The 16,568-nt window shown below is 66.8% G+C and carries 14 protein-coding genes and 2 tRNA genes; 7 read left to right on the top strand and 9 right to left on the bottom strand.

Annotated features, from left to right (window positions below):
• Positions 1-74 precede the first annotated feature (74 nt).
• From IB232_RS06610 to IB232_RS06600, 3 genes are all read right to left on the bottom strand, one after another.
• A complete protein-coding gene (locus IB232_RS06610; protein WP_192397729.1) occupies positions 75-1,076 on the bottom strand; it encodes a D-cysteine desulfhydrase in 1,002 nt (333 codons plus the stop codon).
• A gap of 114 nt (positions 1,077-1,190) precedes the next feature.
• Positions 1,191-1,267: transfer RNA gene (locus tag IB232_RS06605), tRNA-Met, on the bottom strand.
• Positions 1,268-1,381: 114 nt separating this feature from the next.
• Positions 1,382-1,458, bottom strand: a tRNA-Met gene (locus IB232_RS06600).
• A 127-nt stretch (positions 1,459-1,585) separates the two neighbouring features.
• Here IB232_RS06600 and dinB point away from each other — a divergent pair.
• A complete protein-coding gene (gene dinB / locus IB232_RS06595) occupies positions 1,586-2,638 on the top strand; it encodes a DNA polymerase IV (RefSeq protein ID WP_192397728.1) in 1,053 nt (350 codons plus the stop codon).
• 187 nt (positions 2,639-2,825) lie between these two features.
• Here dinB and IB232_RS06590 read toward each other — a convergent pair whose 3' ends face one another.
• From IB232_RS06590 to IB232_RS06575, 4 genes are read right to left on the bottom strand one after another with little or no spacing between them, the layout of a single operon-like run.
• The gene (locus IB232_RS06590; RefSeq protein ID WP_192397727.1) at positions 2,826-3,230 is read right to left on the bottom strand and encodes an META domain-containing protein; all 405 of its coding nucleotides are present in this window, start codon (positions 3,228-3,230) and stop codon (positions 2,826-2,828) included.
• A complete protein-coding gene (locus IB232_RS06585; protein WP_192397726.1) occupies positions 3,227-3,664 on the bottom strand; it encodes a hypothetical protein in 438 nt (145 codons plus the stop codon). The genes IB232_RS06590 and IB232_RS06585 overlap by 4 nt, the downstream gene beginning before the upstream one ends.
• A gap of 28 nt (positions 3,665-3,692) precedes the next feature.
• On the bottom strand, positions 3,693-4,688 hold the full coding sequence (locus IB232_RS06580; protein WP_192397725.1) for a 2-hydroxyacid dehydrogenase: 996 nt from the start codon (positions 4,686-4,688) through the stop codon (positions 3,693-3,695).
• 9 nt (positions 4,689-4,697) lie between these two features.
• Entirely contained in the window at positions 4,698-7,451 is a 2,754-nt protein-coding gene (locus IB232_RS06575) for a response regulator (protein WP_192397724.1), read from the bottom strand.
• Between the two features lie 164 nt (positions 7,452-7,615).
• Between IB232_RS06575 and cysM the strand changes: the two genes are divergently transcribed.
• The 6 genes from cysM to IB232_RS06545 all read left to right on the top strand — a co-directional run bounded on the left by cysM (position 7,616) and on the right by IB232_RS06545 (position 15,479).
• A complete protein-coding gene (cysM, locus tag IB232_RS06570; protein WP_192397723.1) occupies positions 7,616-8,503 on the top strand; it encodes a cysteine synthase CysM in 888 nt (295 codons plus the stop codon).
• A gap of 2 nt (positions 8,504-8,505) precedes the next feature.
• Positions 8,506-9,855 carry a 23S rRNA (uracil(1939)-C(5))-methyltransferase RlmD gene (gene rlmD / locus IB232_RS06565; protein WP_192397722.1) on the top strand — a complete coding sequence of 450 codons (1,350 nt, stop codon included), beginning with the start codon at positions 8,506-8,508 and terminating at the stop codon, positions 9,853-9,855.
• 80 nt (positions 9,856-9,935) lie between these two features.
• Complete coding sequence (gene relA / locus IB232_RS06560; RefSeq protein WP_192397721.1) at positions 9,936-12,182, top strand: GTP diphosphokinase; 2,247 nt, start codon at positions 9,936-9,938, stop codon at positions 12,180-12,182.
• 143 nt (positions 12,183-12,325) lie between these two features.
• Positions 12,326-13,156 (top strand): nucleoside triphosphate pyrophosphohydrolase, encoded by an 831-nt coding sequence (gene mazG, locus IB232_RS06555; RefSeq protein ID WP_192397720.1) that lies wholly within the window; start codon positions 12,326-12,328, stop codon positions 13,154-13,156.
• 15 nt (positions 13,157-13,171) lie between these two features.
• The gene (locus tag IB232_RS06550) at positions 13,172-13,711 is read left to right on the top strand and encodes a DUF2058 domain-containing protein (protein WP_192397719.1); all 540 of its coding nucleotides are present in this window, start codon (positions 13,172-13,174) and stop codon (positions 13,709-13,711) included.
• Positions 13,712-13,823: 112 nt separating this feature from the next.
• Positions 13,824-15,479 (top strand): GGDEF domain-containing protein, encoded by a 1,656-nt coding sequence (locus tag IB232_RS06545; RefSeq protein WP_192397718.1) that lies wholly within the window; start codon positions 13,824-13,826, stop codon positions 15,477-15,479.
• Between the two features lies 1 nt (position 15,480).
• Here the strand turns inward: IB232_RS06545 and IB232_RS06540 are convergent, their stop codons facing one another.
• Positions 15,481-15,750 (bottom strand): Rho-binding antiterminator, encoded by a 270-nt coding sequence (locus IB232_RS06540; RefSeq protein ID WP_192397717.1) that lies wholly within the window; start codon positions 15,748-15,750, stop codon positions 15,481-15,483.
• 94 nt (positions 15,751-15,844) lie between these two features.
• Positions 15,845-16,564 (bottom strand): DUF3108 domain-containing protein, encoded by a 720-nt coding sequence (locus IB232_RS06535; protein ID WP_192397716.1) that lies wholly within the window; start codon positions 16,562-16,564, stop codon positions 15,845-15,847.
• Between the last annotated feature and the right edge of the window lie 4 nt (positions 16,565-16,568).

Here is a 16,568-nt window from a genome sequence, read left to right as displayed (position 1 = left end):
AACTCTAGGGTTTAATTTTTATTCGATAAAATAATTAAAAATTATCTGCTTATTCCTGTGCTTGTTTCCAGGTTTCATGTGGTTTTAGCAGGATGATAGGCGAACAGCGCCGGTGCACCGCCGGTGTGCAGGAACAGCAGCGGCCCTTTGCCGGGGAAGGCGCCTCGGGCGATACCGTCGAGCAGGCCGGCGAAGGCCTTGCCGGTATAGACCGGATCGAGCAGCACGCCCTCCAGACGGGCCAGCAGTTGGATCGCCTCCAGGGTGCCGGCGTTCGGCTCGCCGTAGCGCGGGGCGAAATACTGGTCCCAGAGTTCGATGCTCAGAGTGTTCGGCACATTCACCTTGAGCAGCTCAGCGGTGCGCTGCAGCAGGCCTTCGACCTTGGGGCGCTGGGTCGCGTCCAGGCGCGACACGGTGACGCCGACCACGCGGGTGCCGGGCAGCGCATGTTCCAGCGCCAGGGCCAGGCCGGCGTGGGTGCCGGCGCTGCCGGAGGCCAGCAGCACGGCGGCGAACTCCTGGCTGCTGCGCTGCATCTGCTCGGCGAGTTCCAGGCCGGCGCGCACGTAACCGAGGGCGCCGAAGGCGTTGGAGCCGCCGATGGGCACCAGGTAGGGCTTGCGGCCGGCGGCGCGCAGGCACTCGCAGGCATCGGCCAGCAACTGGTCGGCATTGTCCAGGTTGGCCACCGGCTCGATTTCGGCGCCGAACAGGTCTAGCAGCAGGCGGTTGCCATTGCTCAGATAGTTGCTGTCGGCGGTGTCGATCGGGTTTTCCAGCAGGGCCAGGCAGCCCAGGCCGAGCCGGGCGGCGATGGCGGCGGTCTGGCGCACATGGTTGGACTGGATGGCGCCGGCCGTGACCAGCACATCGGCGCCCTGGGCCAAGGCGTCGGCGGCGAGGAATTCCAGCTTGCGTGCCTTGTTGCCGCCCAGGGCCAGCGGGGTGAGGTCGTCGCGCTTAATCCAGATATCGCGCCCCAGGTGCCGGGAGAGGCGTGGCAGGTGTTCCAGCGGCGTGGCGCTGGGGATCAGTTCGAGGCGGGGAAAGCGGGCGAGGGCTTGGCGCAGCATGTGGGCGGACCGGAGTGGAAAGTTGTCACTCTAGTCAGTTGCGGGCGCCGCCGGCAAATACGCCGCACAAAAGAAAACGCCTCGATGGGTTTCCCCATCGAGGCGTTCTTAATCTGGTTGCGGGAGCCGGATTTGAACCGACGACCTTCGGGTTATGAGCCCGACGAGCTACCAGACTGCTCCATCCCGCGCCGGCCATTCTACTCAAGGATGGGTATGTGTCAATCGATTTTTGCTTTTTAATCAATTACATAAATCGTAGGCAAGAAAAAAGGCCACTCGTTTGAGTGGCCTTCTTCTGAATCTGGTTGCGGGAGCCGGATTTGAACCGACGACCTTCGGGTTATGAGCCCGACGAGCTACCAGACTGCTCCATCCCGCGGCGGCCATTCTAGCGGCGAAAGCTTTTGTGTCAACCACTGATTTAGAAAAAGCTGTTTTTTCTCAGATGCTTAGCGCGGGACGAATGGTAGACTTCGGGTCCCAGGGCAGGCCGTACGGGGCTTGGCGTGCGCAAGATCATCCACATCGACTGCGACTGTTTCTACGCCGCCATCGAGATGCGCGACGATCCGCGCCTGGCCGGCAGGCCGCTGGCGGTGGGCGGGGCGGCGGATCGGCGCGGGGTGGTCGCGACCTGCAACTACGAGGCGCGGGCCTGGGGCGTGCGCTCGGCCATGCCCATGGGCCAGGCGCTCAAGCTGTGCCCGGACCTGCAAGTGGTGCGCCCGCGCATGGACGCCTACAAGGCTGTGTCGCGGGAAATCCACGCGATCTTCCGCGACTACACCGAAATCATCGAGCCGCTGTCGTTGGACGAGGCCTACCTGGACGTCTCCGACAGCCCGCATTTCGAGGGCAGCGCCACGCGCATCGCCCAGGACATTCGCCGGCGGGTGTCCCAGGAGCTGCATATCACCGTGTCGGCCGGTGTGGCGCCGAACAAGTTCCTGGCCAAGATCGCCAGCGACTGGCGCAAGCCCAACGGGCTGTTCGTGATCACCCCGGATCAGATCGAGGAATTCGTCGCCGCGCTGCCAGTCAGCAAGCTGCACGGGGTGGGCAAGGTCACGGCGAGCAAGATGGAGCGGCTGGGCATCATTAGCTGTCTGGACCTGCGCGAGTGGAGCAAGCTGGCCCTGGCGCGCGAGTTCGGCAGTTTCGGCGAGCGCCTGTGGAACCTGGCGCGCGGCATCGACGAGCGCGTGGTGCAGGTGGATAGCCGGCGTCAGTCGGTGAGCGTGGAGAACACCTTCGACCAGGACCTGCCGGACCTGGCGGCCTGCCTCAAGCAGCTGCCGGAGCTGTTGCAGCAGCTCGATATGCGCATGGCGCGTCTGGACGCCAGCTACCGGCCGGACAAGCCGTTCGTGAAGATCAAGTTCCACGACTTCAGTCAGACCACCTTGGAGCAGGCCGGCGCACGCCGCGACCTGGACAGCTATCAGCTGTTGATGAGCGCGGCCTTCGCCCGCGGCAACAAACCTGTGCGTCTGCTCGGGGTAGGTGTGCGCCTGCTGGATCTGCGTGGTCGGCACGAACAGCTGGAGTTGTTCGAGTAGGCGGCTCACCTCTCCCGCTTGTGGGAGAGAGGTCGGGGGAGAGGGAGTTGGCCGACCCTCTCCCTAGCCCTCTTCCGTAAACGGGAGAGGGGATGTCGCGGAGTAGCCCGGATGTAATCCGGGGCGAAGTTGCCGGGTGTCCCGGATTGCATCCGGGCTACAGCGGTGACACACCGAGAAGGGCTGCTCAGCCTTCTTCCGGAGACAGGCGAATCGGCTTGCCCTCGGCCGGCCACAGGCGCAGCTGGTCGGTGCCCGAAACATCCCAGCGCTGCACCCGGCCCAGGGCCTCGAGGAAGCGCTGCTCCTGCTCCATCAGCTCCGGGGCGCACATCTTGCGGGTGGCGCCGGCCTGGCCGAAGTTCAGCTTGTCGCCATCGCGGCTGTAGCTGGCAAACCAGTGGTTGCAACCTGCGTTGCCGTAGGCGCGGCCGTCTTCGCCCAGGGTGATGGTCAGGTGGCTGCGCTCGACCAGCGGGCGCTCGCCGATCCATTCCACCTGGTAGGTCTTGTCGCTTTCCAGCTGTACCGGGTCGCTGGCGCAGCCGCTCAGGGCGGCGGCGAGCAGAGCGGGAGCCAGGGCGTGTTTCATGCGCTTTTCTCCGTGCAGGCGGGGCAGAAGTGTTTGCCGCCGCGGCTGGCCCAGCCCAGTTCGAGCAGGCGTGCCTCTGCGGCGGGCTGCTGGGCTTTGGTGCCGAGCGAGGCGTCGACGGCGAATTCCAGGTCGATGCGCTTGGCGCAGCCATCGCAATCCACCTGCCAGTTGTGGATCGCCAGTTCGCGGAAGGCCGGGCCGCTGGCCACCGCCAGCCACTGGCCGGGCGGGTTGATCAGGTGGCGGACCTTTTCCACGGCCAGGCTCATGGACAACTCCTTGCTGCCCTTGAGGGTCACCAGCAGAGTGTCGCCGGCCTGGATGGCGCCGCCGTTGCCGGTGACCTGGTAGCGGCCCGGTGCCAGGGCGCGGCACTCGGTGAGGGTGTGTTGCGGGTTGAGCAGCGTGTAGCGGAAATCGTGGGTGGTCATGAAGCCTCCTGAGCTGGGCGGGATGCTATCACGCGGCAGATGTCACCCGGTTGACCGCTGCGCCGGCGGCCCAGGCGGCGATATTCTCCAGGGTGGTGCCGGCGATGGCGGCCAGGGCTTCGTGGGTCAGGAAGGCCTGGTGCGCGGTGACGATCACATTGGGGAAGGTCAGCAGGCGCGCCAGCACATCGTCCTGCAGTGGCTGGTCGGAGCGATCCTCGAAGAACAGCTCGGCCTCTTCTTCATAGACGTCCAGGCCCAGGTAGCCGAGCTGGCCGCTCTTCAGTGCGCCGATCAGCGCGGGCGTATCGACCAGCGCACCGCGACCGGTGTTGATAAGCATGGCGCCGCGCTTCATCTGCGCCAGCCGCGCATTGTCGATCAGGTGCCGGCTGGTCTCGGTCAGCGGGCAGTGCAGGCTGATGATGTCGCTCTCGCCGATCAGATGGTTGAGGGTCACCTGATGGCCGCCGAAGCGGGCCAGCTCGGCCACCGGGTAGGGGTCGTAGACCAGTACCCTGCAGCCGAAGCCGGCCATGATGCCGGCGAAGGCCTGGCCGATCTTGCCGGCACCTATCACCCCCACCGTCTTGCCGTGCAGGTCGAAACCGGTCAGGCCATGCAGGCTGAAGTCACCTTCGCGGGTGCGGTTGAAGGCCCGGTGGATGCGCCGGTTGAGCGCCAGGATCAGCGCCACCGCGTGCTCAGCCACCGCATGCGGCGAATAGGCCGGCACCCTCACCACGACCAGGCCCAGGCGCTCGGCGGCGGCCAGATCGACATGGTTGTAGCCGGCTGAGCGCAGGGCGATCAGGCGCGTACCGCCGGCGGCCAGGCGCTCCAGCACCGGCGCGGACAGGTCGTCGTTGATAAAGGCGCAGACTACCTCGCAGCCTTCGGCCAGGGCCGCGGTGTCCGGCGTCAGCAGGCTGTCTTGGAACTGCAGCCGCCAGCCGGCCGGCAGCGTGCAGGCCGCGAAGCTGGCCTGGTCGTAGGGCTTGCTGCTGAACAGGATGATCTTCATCGAGGCTCCTCAGGCGCTGATCGCGGCCTCCTCGGCCAGCCGGGCGATGGCCGCGTCCAGTTCATCCAGGGCGTTCTGCGCGTTCGGATCGTCCTGCTTGAGCAGGGTCTCGCTGCGCTGGCAGGCGGCGCGCAGCTGCGGCACGCCGCAGTAGCGGGTGGCGCCGTGCAGACGATGGACCCGCTCGATCAGCGCATTGCGCTCGCCACTGTCGCGGGCCTGGCGAATGGCCTGACGGTCGGCGGGCAGGCCGGCCAGCAGCATGCTGAGCATGTCGCTGGCCAGGTCGGCCTTGCCAGCGGCCAGACGCAGGCCTTCCTCGGCGTCGAGCACGCGCAGGCTGGCGCTGATTGCCGGAGCGCTGGACGCGGCCGGCTGCGGATGGTTGCGCAGGGCCAGGCCGGTCCACTTGAGCACTACCTGGGCCAGCTGGCGCTCGTTGATCGGCTTGGTCAGGTAGTCGTCCATGCCGCCTTGCAGCAGCGCGCGTTTCTCGTTGGCCAGGGCGTGGGCGGTGAGGGCGACGATGGGCAGCGGGCTGCGTTCGCGCTCCTGTTCCCACTGGCGGATCGCCTCGGTGGCCTGGCGACCGTCCATGCCGGGCATCTGCACGTCCATGAACACCAGGTCGAAGGCCTGTTGCTGCACGGCCTGCACGGCGGCGTAACCACTGTCCACGGCGGTAACGTCGGCGCCCATGTCGTCGAGCAGGGTCTGCACCAGCAGCAGATTGGCCGGGTTGTCGTCGACACACAGCAGGCGCGGCGGGCGGCTGGTCAGCGGCGCGCTGGTCTCGGCTTTAATCTGGCGCGGGCTGATCAGCTCGCTCAGGGCGCGCAGCAGCTTGCGCGTGCAGGCCGGCTTGGCCTGCAGCTGCAGATGGGTCTCCGGCAGCGCCTCGTGGTACAGCGACTGTTCGGTGGTAGGGCACAGCACCAGGGCCTTGCAGCCGAGGCGGTCGAGGTCCCACAGGCGCTGGCCGAGCTGTTCCGGCGGCAGTTCCTGGATACTAACGCCGAGCACCGCTAGGTCGATCGGTTGGCCGGCCTCGCGCTGGCGGGTCACCTGCTCCAGCAGCTGGTCGAGGCTGGTGAATTCCAGTACCTGCAGGCTGCAGTCTTCCAGCTGGTGCAGCAGGGCCTGGCGGGTCAGTTCGTGGTTTTCCAGCATGGCCACGCGGCGGCCCTGCAGCGGCGCGCGCGGCAGGTCGTCGCCGTCGTCGCGGGCCTTGGGCAGGGTCAGGCTGATCCAGAATTCCGAGCCGGTGCCGGGGTTGCTGTCGACGCCGATCTCGCCGCCCATCTGTTCGATCAGGCGCTTGGAAATCACCAGGCCGAGGCCGGTGCCGCCGGCCTGGCGGCTCAGCGAGTTGTCGGCCTGGCTGAAGGCCTGGAACAGGGCGCGCAGGTCCTCGTCGGAGAGGCCGACGCCGGTGTCCTGCACGCTGATGCGTAGCTGGGCGCGGTCGTCGCTCTCGTCCTCGACCATGGCGCGCACGGCGATGGTGCCTTCGCGGGTGAACTTGATCGCGTTGCTCACCAGGTTGGTCAGCACCTGCTTGAGGCGCTGCGGGTCGCCTTGCAGCGACAGCGGGGTGTCACGGTAGATCAGGCTGACCAGCTCCAGCTGCTTCTGGTGGGCGGACGGCGCGAGGATGGTCAGGCAGTCCTGGATCAGATCGCGCAGGTTGAACGGGATGTTTTCCAGCACCAGCTTGCCGGCCTCGATCTTGGAGAAGTCGAGCACCTCGTTGATGATCCCCAGCAGGCTCTCGGCGGACTTTTCGATGGTGCCCAGGTAGTCCTGCTGGCGCGGGGTCAGGTCGCTCTTCTGCAGCAGGCCGGTGAAGCCGAGGATGCCGTTGAGCGGGGTGCGGATCTCGTGGCTCATGTTGGCCAGGAACTCGGACTTGATGCGGCTGGCCTCCAGGGCCTCCTTGCGCGCCAGGTCCAGCTCGATGTTCTGGATCTCGATGGTCTCCAGGTTCTGCCGCACGTCCTCGGTGGCCTGGTCGATGCTGTGCTGCAACTCCTCCTGGGCGTTCTGCAGCGACTCGGCCATGCGGTTGATACCGGCGGCCAGTTCGTCCATCTCATGGTTGCCCAGCGGCGGCAGGCGGGTCTCCAGCTGGCCGTCCTTGAGCTGGATCACGCCCTGCTTGATGGTGCGCAGCGGATCGTTGATCGCCCGGCTCATGCGCAGGGCGAGCAGGGCGGTGACGGTGAGGCCGGCGACGATCAGCAGCAGGCTGGCGAACAGGCTGCGATAGCCCTGCAGCAGGGTGCGGTGGTGCGACAGCTCCAGCTCGACCCAGCCCAGCAGTCGGTCGGCGCTGTCCGCCTCGGCGGGGCCGGCGAGGCTCTGATGGCGGCCGAATACCGGCATCAGGAAGCGCGTGGCGTCCTGGCTGCTGCTGGTGGCCAGCGGTTCGACCGTCGCCTGTGGCGGTGGGTTGAGCATGTCCGGCCCGGCCTGGGCCAGGCTCTGCCGCTCGGCGGAGAGGAAGCTAACGGCGCGCACGTCCTGCTGGTTCAGCGCCTCCTCGGCCAGGCGTTCCAGCTGCGCCGCATCGCCCCGGGCCAGGGCCTGGGCGGCCAGGGGCGCAAGGTGCTGCACCGCCGTTTCGCCACGCTGCTGCAGCTGGCTGCGCAGGTCGGCCAGCTGCATCCAGGTGAAGTAGCCACCCAGTACCAGGGCCAGCAGGCTGGTGGGCAGTAGGGTGAGCAGCAGCACGCGGCCCTTGATGCCGAGGTCCTTGAACACGGGGTTCTCCAGCGATCCGATGTTTCGCGAGTTTAGCGGCTGAGCCGATGAGCGGACAGCGGCGCGGAGCAGCGGCGTGATCTCGGCCGGTCATGCCGATATGGCCGGCGGCGGTTTGCCGGTATCATGGCGCACCTGTTTCGTGAACGGATAGCCGTCTCGCCATGACCCTGCAGTTTCCCACCATCGCCGACTGCATCGGCAACACTCCGCTGGTCCGCCTGCAACGCCTGCCCGGCAACACCTCCAATACCCTGCTGGTGAAGCTGGAAGGCAACAACCCGGCCGGTTCGGTGAAGGACCGCCCGGCGCTGTCGATGATCACCCGCGCAGAGCAGCGCGGCGACATCCAGCCCGGCGACATCCTGATCGAGGCCACCAGCGGCAACACCGGCATCGCCCTGGCGATGGCAGCGGCGATCAAGGGTTACCAGATGGTCCTGATCATGCCGGACAACTCCACCGACGAACGCAAGGCGGCCATGACCGCCTACGGTGCCGAGCTGATCCTGGTGGACAACATGGAAGTGGCGCGCGACCTGGCCCTGGCCATGCAGGCCGAGGGCAAGGGCAAGGTGCTCGACCAGTTCGCCAACGGCGACAATCCGGAGGCCCACTACCGCGGCACCGGCCCGGAGATCTGGCAGCAGACCGGCGGCGGCATCACCCATTTCATCAGCTCCATGGGCACCACCGGCACCATCATGGGCACCTCGCGCTACCTCAAGGAGCAGAACCCGGCCATCGAGATCATCGGCCTGCAGCCGCAGGACGGCTCGGCCATCCCCGGCATCCGCCGCTGGCCACAGGAATACCTGCCGAGCATCTACGACGCCAGCCGGGTGGACCGCGTGTTGGACATCACCCAGGCCGAGGCCGAGGATATGATGCGGCGCATGGCGCGCGAGGAGGGCATCTTCTGCGGCGTTTCCTCCGGCGGCGCGGTGGCGGCCATGCTCAAGCTGGCCCAGGAAGTGGAGAACGCCGTGATGGTGGCGATCATCTGCGACCGTGGCGACCGCTACCTGTCGTCCGGCCTGTTCAACCGCTGACCATGAGCAAGCACAGATCGCTGCGCTTCCAGCCCGCCGGTGGCGAGCGCAAGGCGCAGGTGCCGGTAGGCAAGAAGCAGAAGCTGCTGATCGAGCGCCTGGCCAATGACGGCCGCGGCATCGCCTTCGTCGACGGCCGCAGCTGGTTCGTCGCCGGCGGCCTGCCGGGCGAGGAAGTGGAAGCTCGCGTACTCAACGCCCGCAGCCAGGTGGTGGAGGCGCGCACCGAACGCGTGCTGCGCGCCGTGGAACTGCGCCGCGAAGCGCCCTGCGCCCACGCCGGCAGCTGTGGCGGCTGCACCCTGCAGCACTTTCCCCATGCCGAGCAGCTCGCCCTGAAACAGCGCACCCTGGCCGAACAGCTGCAGCGTCTCGCTGGCGTGCAGCCGGATGAGTGGGTGGCACCGCTGACCGGCCCCGAATTCGCCTACCGCCGCCGCGCGCGCATCGCCGTGCGCTGGGACGTCAAGGCCAAGCGCCTGGACGTCGGTTTCCGCGCCGCCGCCAGCCAGGACATCGTCGCCATCGCCGACTGCCCGGTGCTGGTACAGCCCTTGCAGCCGATCATGCGTGCTTTGCCGCAGCTGTTGCGTAGCCTGGACAAGCCGCAAGCTCTGGGGCACGTCGAGCTGTTCCACGGCACTCAGTCGGCCGTGCTGCTGCGCCACACGGCGCCGCTGGGCGAAGCCGATCTGCAGCGCCTGCGCGAGTTCTGTGCCGAGCACGAGGCGCAGCTGTGGCTGCACGGTGCCGGCGAGCCCGAGGCAGACCAATCTGGGCAAACCCTGGGCTACCGCCTGGAGCCCTGGAACCTGGAACTGCAGTACCGCCCGGGCGATTTCGTCCAGGTCAACGGTGCGGTCAATCAGGCCATGGTCGAACAGGCGCTAGACTGGTTGGCGCCGCAGACTGGCGAGCGCGTACTGGATCTGTTCTGCGGCCTGGGCAACTTCGCCCTGCCGCTGGCGCAGAAGGTGCGCGAGGTGGTGGCGGTGGAGGGTGTGCAGGCCATGGTCGAGCGGGCGCGGGCCAATGCCGTGGCCAACGGCCTGGGCAATCTGCACTTTTTCCAGGCCGACCTGTCGAACCCGCTGGCCGGGGCACCCTGGGCCGCCGCGGGCTTCGATGCGATCCTGCTGGACCCGCCGCGCGACGGCGCCTTCGAGGTGGTCAAGCAGATCGGCGAACTGGGCGCGCGGCGCCTGGTATATGTTTCGTGCAACCCTGCGACCCTGGCGCGCGACACCGCCGAACTGGTCAAGCAGGGCTTCCGGCTGAAGCGGGCCGGGATTCTCGACATGTTCCCGCAGACGGCGCATGTGGAGGCGATGGCGTTATTCGAGGCTGGCTAGGATGCCGGCGCAATCCGACCGGCTCACAGAAGGCCGGCGATAATCCGGTGGGCTGCGACCCGCCGTAGGGAAGGCAGAAGATGGTACAGGTGAGAGCACACCAGCCGATCAACCTCGACGGCAGCATCAACCTCGAGGCCTGGCTGGACCATACGCTGAGCGTCGACCCGGCGCTGGACCGCGCGGCACTGAAGGCGGCCTGCGAGTTCGCCCGCGAGGTGGAGCAGCAGGCCAACGCCGCGCAGAACCTGTGGGCGGAAGGCAACTCCAGCTTCCAGACCGGCCTGGAGATCGCCGAGATCCTCGCCGACCTCAAGCTGGACCAGGACAGCCTGGTGGCCGCCGTGATCTACCGCGCCGTGCGCGAGGGCAAGGTCAGCCTCAAGGCGGTGCAGGACAAGTTCGGCCCGGTGGTGGCCAAGCTGATCGAAGGCGTGCTGCGCATGGCCGCCATCAGCGCCTCGCTCAACCCGCGCGACTCCCTGGTGCTCGGCTCCCAGGCCCAGGTGGAAAACCTGCGCAAGATGCTGGTGGCCATGGTCGACGACGTGCGCGTGGCCCTGATCAAGCTGGCCGAGCGCACCTGCGCTATCCGCGCGGTCAAGCATGCCGATGACGAGAAGCGCCTGCGCGTGGCCCGCGAGGTGTTCGACATCTATGCGCCGCTGGCCCATCGCCTGGGCATCGGCCATATCAAGTGGGAGCTGGAGGACATCTCCTTCCGCTACCTGGAGCCCGAGCAGTACAAGCAGATCGCCAAGCTGCTGCACGAGCGCCGCCTCGACCGCGAGCAGTACATCGCCGAGGTGATGCAGCAGCTGCGCGACGAACTGACCGCCACCGGCATCAAGCCGGACATCAGCGGCCGCGCCAAGCACATCTATTCGATCTGGCGGAAGATGCAGCGCAAGGGTCTGCAGTTCAGCCAGATCTACGACGTGCGCGCCGTGCGCGTGCTGGTGCCGGAGGTGCGCGACTGCTACACCGCGCTGGGCATCGTGCACAGCCTGTGGCGGCACATCCCCAAGGAATTCGACGACTACATCGCCAACCCCAAGGAGAACGGCTACCGCTCCCTGCACACGGCGGTGATCGGCCCGGACGGCAAGGTGCTGGAAGTGCAGATCCGCACCCAGACCATGCACGAGGAAGCCGAGCTGGGCGTCTGCGCGCACTGGAAGTACAAGGGCACCGACGTCAAGGGCAACTCCGACCATTACGAGGAGAAGATCTCCTGGCTGCGGCAGGTGCTCGAGTGGCACGAGGAGCTGGGCGACATCGGCGGCCTGGCCGAGCAGCTGCGTGTGGATATCGAGCCGGACCGGGTCTATGTGTTCACCCCGGACGGCCACGCCATCGACCTGCCCAAGGGCGCCACGCCGCTGGACTTCGCCTACCGCGTGCACACCCAGATCGGCCACAACTGTCGTGGCTCCAAGGTCAACGGGCGCATCGTGCCGCTGACCTACAGCCTGCAGACCGGCGAGCAGGTGGAGATCATCACCTCCAAGCAGGGCGCGCCGAGCCGCGACTGGCTCAACCCCAACCTGGGCTACATCACCACCTCGCGGGCGCGGGCGAAGATCGTCCACTGGTTCAAGCTGCAGGACCGCGAGCAGAACGTCGCTGCCGGCAAGGTCATGCTCGAGCGCGACCTGTCGCGCCTGGCGCTGCCGGCCGTGGACTTCGCCAAGCTGGCCGAGAAGTGCAATCTGAAGACGGTCGAGGACATGTACGCTGCCCTCGGCGCCGGCGATCTGCGCCTGGCCCACGCGGTCAACCTGGCCCAGCAGCAGGTGGAGCCTGAACGTGGCAACGAGCAGCTGGAACTGATCCCGCGGCGCGCGACTTCGCCACGTCCCGGCCGCCGCGGCGACATCCAGATCGAGGGCGTCGGCAACCTACTGACGCAGATGGCCGGCTGCTGCCAGCCGCTGCCGGGCGATCCGATCGTCGGCTACATCACTGTCGGTCGTGGCGTCAGCATCCATCGCCAGGACTGCGCCTCGGTGCTGCAGCTGGCCGGGCGCGAGCCGGAGCGGATCATCCAGGTCAGCTGGGGTCCGGTGCCGGTACAGACCTATCCGGTGGATATCGTCATCCGCGCCTACGACCGCTCGGGCCTGCTGCGTGACGTGACCCAGGTGCTGCTCAACGACCGCATCAATGTGCTGGCGGTGAACACCCGCTCGAACAAGGAGGACAACACCGCCTCCATGCTGCTGACCATCGAGATTCCTGGCCTGGATGCCCTGGCCCGGCTGCTGGCGCGGATCAGCCAGCTGCCGAATATCATCGAGGCGCGGCGCAATCGCAGCGGCGGTTGAGCTGCTGCGCTCGGTCTGGCGTTGTGATCGTAGCGAAGGCAGCCTCTGTCGTGAGTGGGAGGCTGCCTAGCCAGCCCTTCGCTCGCGACGCTCAACACCCTGTTAAGTAGGGCGGGTGAACCCCGCGAGAACCAGGTAAACCCATGTACCAACTCGACGACCTGCTGCACCTGATGGCCCGCCTGCGCGACCCGCAGCACGGTTGCCCCTGGGACCTCAAGCAGAGCTACGCGACCATAGTCCCGCACACCATCGAGGAGGCCTATGAGGTGGCCGACGCCATCGAGCGCGGCGACTTCGACCACCTGCCCGGCGAGCTCGGCGACCTGCTGTTCCAGGTCGTCTACTACAGCCAGCTGGCGAGGGAGGAGGGGCGCTTCGAGTTCGCCCAGGTGGTCGATGGCATTACCCGCAAGCTGATCCGCCGCCATCCCCATGTGTTCCCCGATGGCGACCTGTACGGCGCGCCGGACATGGCCCGCCTGGAAGAGGCGGCGATCAAGCAGCGCTGGGAAGAGATCAAGGCCGAGGAGCGCGCCGAGAAGGCCGCCGTTCCGCAGCAGCTGTCGCTGCTCGACGATGTGCCCCAGGCGTTGCCGGCCCTGAGCCGTGCGGCCAAGCTGCAGAAGCGTGCGGCCCAGGTCGGTTTCGACTGGCCCGAGGCGCTGCCGGTGGTGGACAAGCTGCGCGAGGAGCTGGACGAAGTGCTGGAGGCCATGAGCGAAAACGACGCTGAGGCCATCGCCGAAGAGGTCGGCGATCTGCTGTTCGTTGCAGTCAATCTGGCGCGGCACCTCAAGGTCGATCCGGAAACGGCCCTGCGTGCGGCCAACAACAAGTTCGAGCGGCGCTTCCACTACATCGAACAGGCATTGCGCGACGCCGGTCGCCCCATCGAGAATTGCAGCCTGGAAGAGCTGGATGCCCTGTGGGGCGAAGCCAAGAAACTGGAAAAACTGCAGCCCAGCTGCTGACTGTCGAGATCGAATATGAGTCTTTCCCTCCGCGACCAGCTGCTCAAAGCCGGCCTGGTCAATGAAAAGCAGGCCAAGCAGGCCGGCAAGCAGAAGCAGAAGCAGCAACGCCTCGAGAAGAAGAACCAGGTCGAGGTGGACGACTCGCAGAAGCAGGCCGCGTTGCAGGCCAAGGCCGAGAAGGCTGCCAAGGACCAGGAGCTGAATCGTCAGCAGCAGGAGAAGGCCGAGCAGAAGGCCATCGCCGCGCAGATCAAGCAGCTGATCGAGACCAGTCGCCTGCCCAAGCTGACCACCGAGGACTACTACAACTTCGTCGACGACAAGAAGGTCAAGCGTCTTTCGGTCAACGCCCTGATGCGCGACAAGCTCAGCCGCGGCTCGCTGGCCATCGTCCGCCTCGGCGGCGCCTACGAGGTGATCCCGCGCGAAGCGGCGCTGAAGATCCAGGAACGCGACCCGGCCCGCGTGCTGTTGCTCAACACCCAGACCGAGGCGCCGGACGCCGACGACCCGTACGCCGCCTACCAGGTGCCGGACGACCTGATGTGGTGATTGTTCGCCACGCCTGAAACAGACGCCGCCTTCCGCCGGAATGCGGCGTTTTTCATTCCCGCTGCGCTTCTGCTAGACCTACAGAAGCGATCTCGCGCGAGGTTACGCCTCCTTGTCCCTTGTTCATCCCGCATCGCGCCGCGGCCGTTTCGGCGGCCTCCTGAGCGGCCTCTGGCTGATCTGCCTGGCGCTGGTTTTGCCGGTTCAGGCCGAGGAGCTGCGTCCGGTCAGTCTGCAGCTGAAGTGGCGCCACCAGTTCCAGTTCGCCGGCTATTACCTGGCGCTGGAGCGTGGCTACTACCGCGAGGCCGGCATCGATCTGCGCATCCTGCCCTGGCGCCCGAGCGTCGATGCCATGGAGGAGGTGCAGGCCGAGCGCGCCGACTTCGGCATCGCCGGCTCGGAGCTGGTCCTGGCCCATGCGCAGGGCCGGCCGCTGGTGAGCCTGGCGGTGATCTTCCAGCATTCCCCGGCCGTGCTGTTCGCCCGCCGCGCCGCCGGCATCGGCAGCGTGCATGACCTGCCGGGCAAGCGCGTTGTGCTGCATGACGCAGAGGCCGAACCCTTCGCCTACCTGCAGCACGAAGGCATCGCCCGCGACAGCCTGGTCCGCGTGCCGCCCATGGACAACCAGCTGCAGGCCCTGCTGGAGGGGCGGGTCGACGTGATTTCCGGCTACTCCACCGACGAGGCCTATGTGCTGCAGCAGCAGGGCTTCGACTATATCGAGATGACGCCGCGGGCGGCGGGCATCGACTTCTACGGCGACGCGCTGTTCGTCAGCCAACGTCTGCTGCGCGGCGATCCGGCGCTGGTCGAGGCCTTCCGCGCCGCTAGCCTGCGTGGCTGGCGCGAGGCGTTTGCCGATGTCGAGGGCAGCATTGCGCTGATTCGCCAGCGCTACGCCCCCGAGCTGAGCGAGGGCAAGCTGCGTTTCGAGGCCGAGCAGATGCGCCGTCTGGTATTTCCCGACCTGATCGAGATGGGCTACCAGCATCAGGGACGCTGGCAGAGCATCGCCGAGGTGTACCAGGAGCTGGGCATGCTGCCGCCGGGGGCGAGCGTCGACGGCCTGATCTACCAGGTGCCGCAGCCGCTGGGCAGTCGCATGCTCAACTGGGCCAGCTTGGTAATCCTCGCCGGCCTGTTGCTGGTGGCCTGGGTGGCACGGCGCTTCTATCGCCTGAGTCGTTCGTTGCGCCTGAGCAATCTGGCGCTGACCGAGCGTCTGCGCGAGAACCAGCAACTGCAGGATCAGTTGCGCTTCGCCGCCGAGCGCGACCCGCTGACCAACCTGTACAACCGCCGCTATCTCTACGCCAGCCTGCCGCTGGAGATCGCCCGCGCCGAACGCGAAGGCTATGGCGTGGGGCTGGTGCTGATCGACGCCGACTACTTCAAGCTGGTCAACGACACCTACGGTCACTCGGCCGGCGATCAGGTACTGCTGGCCTTGGCCGACCTGCTGCGCGGCCATGCCCGGGCTGGCGACATTCTCTGTCGCTGGGGCGGCGAGGAGTTTCTCCTAGTATTGCCGCGCATCAACCAGGCGGCGTTGGCTCAGCGCGTGGAACAGTTGCGCCAGGAATTCAGCGAACTGGCGCCGCTGGACGTGGCGCCGCAACGCCACTTCAGCTTCTCCGCCGGCTATGCCCTGTATCCGGACGATGGGCGCGACAGCGAGAGCCTGATCCTCTGCGCCGACAACGCGCTGTATGCGGCGAAGAAGGCGGGTCGCAACCAAGTGATGGCGGCGGGGCAGGGCTGATTCAGCAGCGCGGGCCCAGTTCGACTCGTCCGAAGCGGGCGTTGGCAGTCAGTGGCGTGATCGCCAGCAGGTGATCCAGACGCAGCCGGTGCAGGCCCTGAGCGTCGCGCACCACGAGGAATTCCTGCTTCTGCGCATCGGTCTCGGTGGTGAGGGCCTCGGCCTCGAGGCGGGTGCCGTCGCGCAGCTCGATGGCTAGGCGGTAATGCTGCAGGCAGGCCACTTCGAGATGATCGTAGAGGCTGCAGGAAATCGGCTGGTAGTCGCTCATGGTGCTTTCCCCCTGGGGTGATGGGTACAGGCTAGGTTGATCGCCGGGCAGAAAAAAGCCGGGCAGTGCCCGGCTTTCTTCGTGTGCGCGAGTATTACTCGGCGATGCCCTCGACGGTACGGCCGTCGACCTGGCCGTCCTTGAGCATGATCTGGTATTCCTTGCCGTCCTTCTCCACCTGGTGCAGGCGCACCAGCAGGTAGTTCCAGTCCTTGGCGAACCACAGCACGGTCTTGCGGCTGCTTTGGGTAGGATCGCGCACGCGCTCGACCTTGATCGCGTCGATCAGGCCGGCCTTGGTGCGCACGCGTTCCTCGCCGAGCACGCGGAAGTCGTAGGTCTCGACCTCGTCGCCATCGATCACCTGGTAGCTCATGCTCTGCTTGCCATCAGCCACGTCGTGTTGCAGCACCAGCTGGTAGGTCGACTTGTCCTGGATGCCGCGATTGAGCGGGAAACGCACCGGGTCGCCCCGGTCGTTGCCCAGCACCTGCTTCTCGGTCCAGTCGAAGTCCAGCTCGATCTGCTTGGCCTTGCCCAGGCCGCTGCGGTCGAAGCGATAGGTCAGCGGCAGGAAGGCGTCGTTCTCCATGCGGAAGGTGCTGGTCTCGTTGAGACTGGCCACCAGCATCGAGGCCTCAAAGTTCAACTCCCAGCGGCCGTTGTCCAGCGCCTCCAGGCTGCGGCTGGCGGTGCCGCTGATCGGCACCTGCTTCCAGTCGGCGGTGTAGCTGGCGGAGAAGGGCTTGAGCTCCAGGGCGGCCTGCACCGGCAGGGCCAGGAGGGCGAGCAGCATCAGCAGAACGCGGGGCATGGAA

The sequence above is a fragment of the Pseudomonas sp. PDM15 genome (assembly GCF_014851565.1).
Classification (GTDB): Bacteria; Pseudomonadota; Gammaproteobacteria; order Pseudomonadales; family Pseudomonadaceae; genus Aquipseudomonas.
This window is presented reverse-complemented; position numbering and strand designations above follow the sequence as displayed.

Bases quoted from the DNA above. Each gene is read 5' to 3' on its own strand.
- IB232_RS06610 (WP_192397729.1), bottom strand. From the start codon at position 1,076: ATGCTGCGCCAAGCCCTCGCCCGCTTTCCCCGCCTCGAACTGATCCCC.
- IB232_RS06590 (WP_192397727.1), bottom strand. From the start codon at position 3,230: ATGAAACACGCCCTGGCTCCCGCTCTGCTCGCCGCCGCCCTGAGCGGC.
- IB232_RS06585 (WP_192397726.1), bottom strand. From the start codon at position 3,664: ATGACCACCCACGATTTCCGCTACACGCTGCTCAACCCGCAACACACC.
- IB232_RS06580 (WP_192397725.1), bottom strand. From the start codon at position 4,688: ATGAAGATCATCCTGTTCAGCAGCAAGCCCTACGACCAGGCCAGCTTC.
- cysM (WP_192397723.1), top strand. From the start codon at position 7,616: ATGACCCTGCAGTTTCCCACCATCGCCGACTGCATCGGCAACACTCCG.
- rlmD (WP_192397722.1), top strand. From the start codon at position 8,506: ATGAGCAAGCACAGATCGCTGCGCTTCCAGCCCGCCGGTGGCGAGCGC.
- relA (WP_192397721.1), top strand. From the start codon at position 9,936: ATGGTACAGGTGAGAGCACACCAGCCGATCAACCTCGACGGCAGCATC.
- mazG (WP_192397720.1), top strand. From the start codon at position 12,326: ATGTACCAACTCGACGACCTGCTGCACCTGATGGCCCGCCTGCGCGAC.
- IB232_RS06550 (WP_192397719.1), top strand. From the start codon at position 13,172: ATGAGTCTTTCCCTCCGCGACCAGCTGCTCAAAGCCGGCCTGGTCAAT.
- IB232_RS06540 (WP_192397717.1), bottom strand. From the start codon at position 15,750: ATGAGCGACTACCAGCCGATTTCCTGCAGCCTCTACGATCATCTCGAA.
- IB232_RS06535 (WP_192397716.1), bottom strand. From the start codon at position 16,564: ATGCCCCGCGTTCTGCTGATGCTGCTCGCCCTCCTGGCCCTGCCGGTG.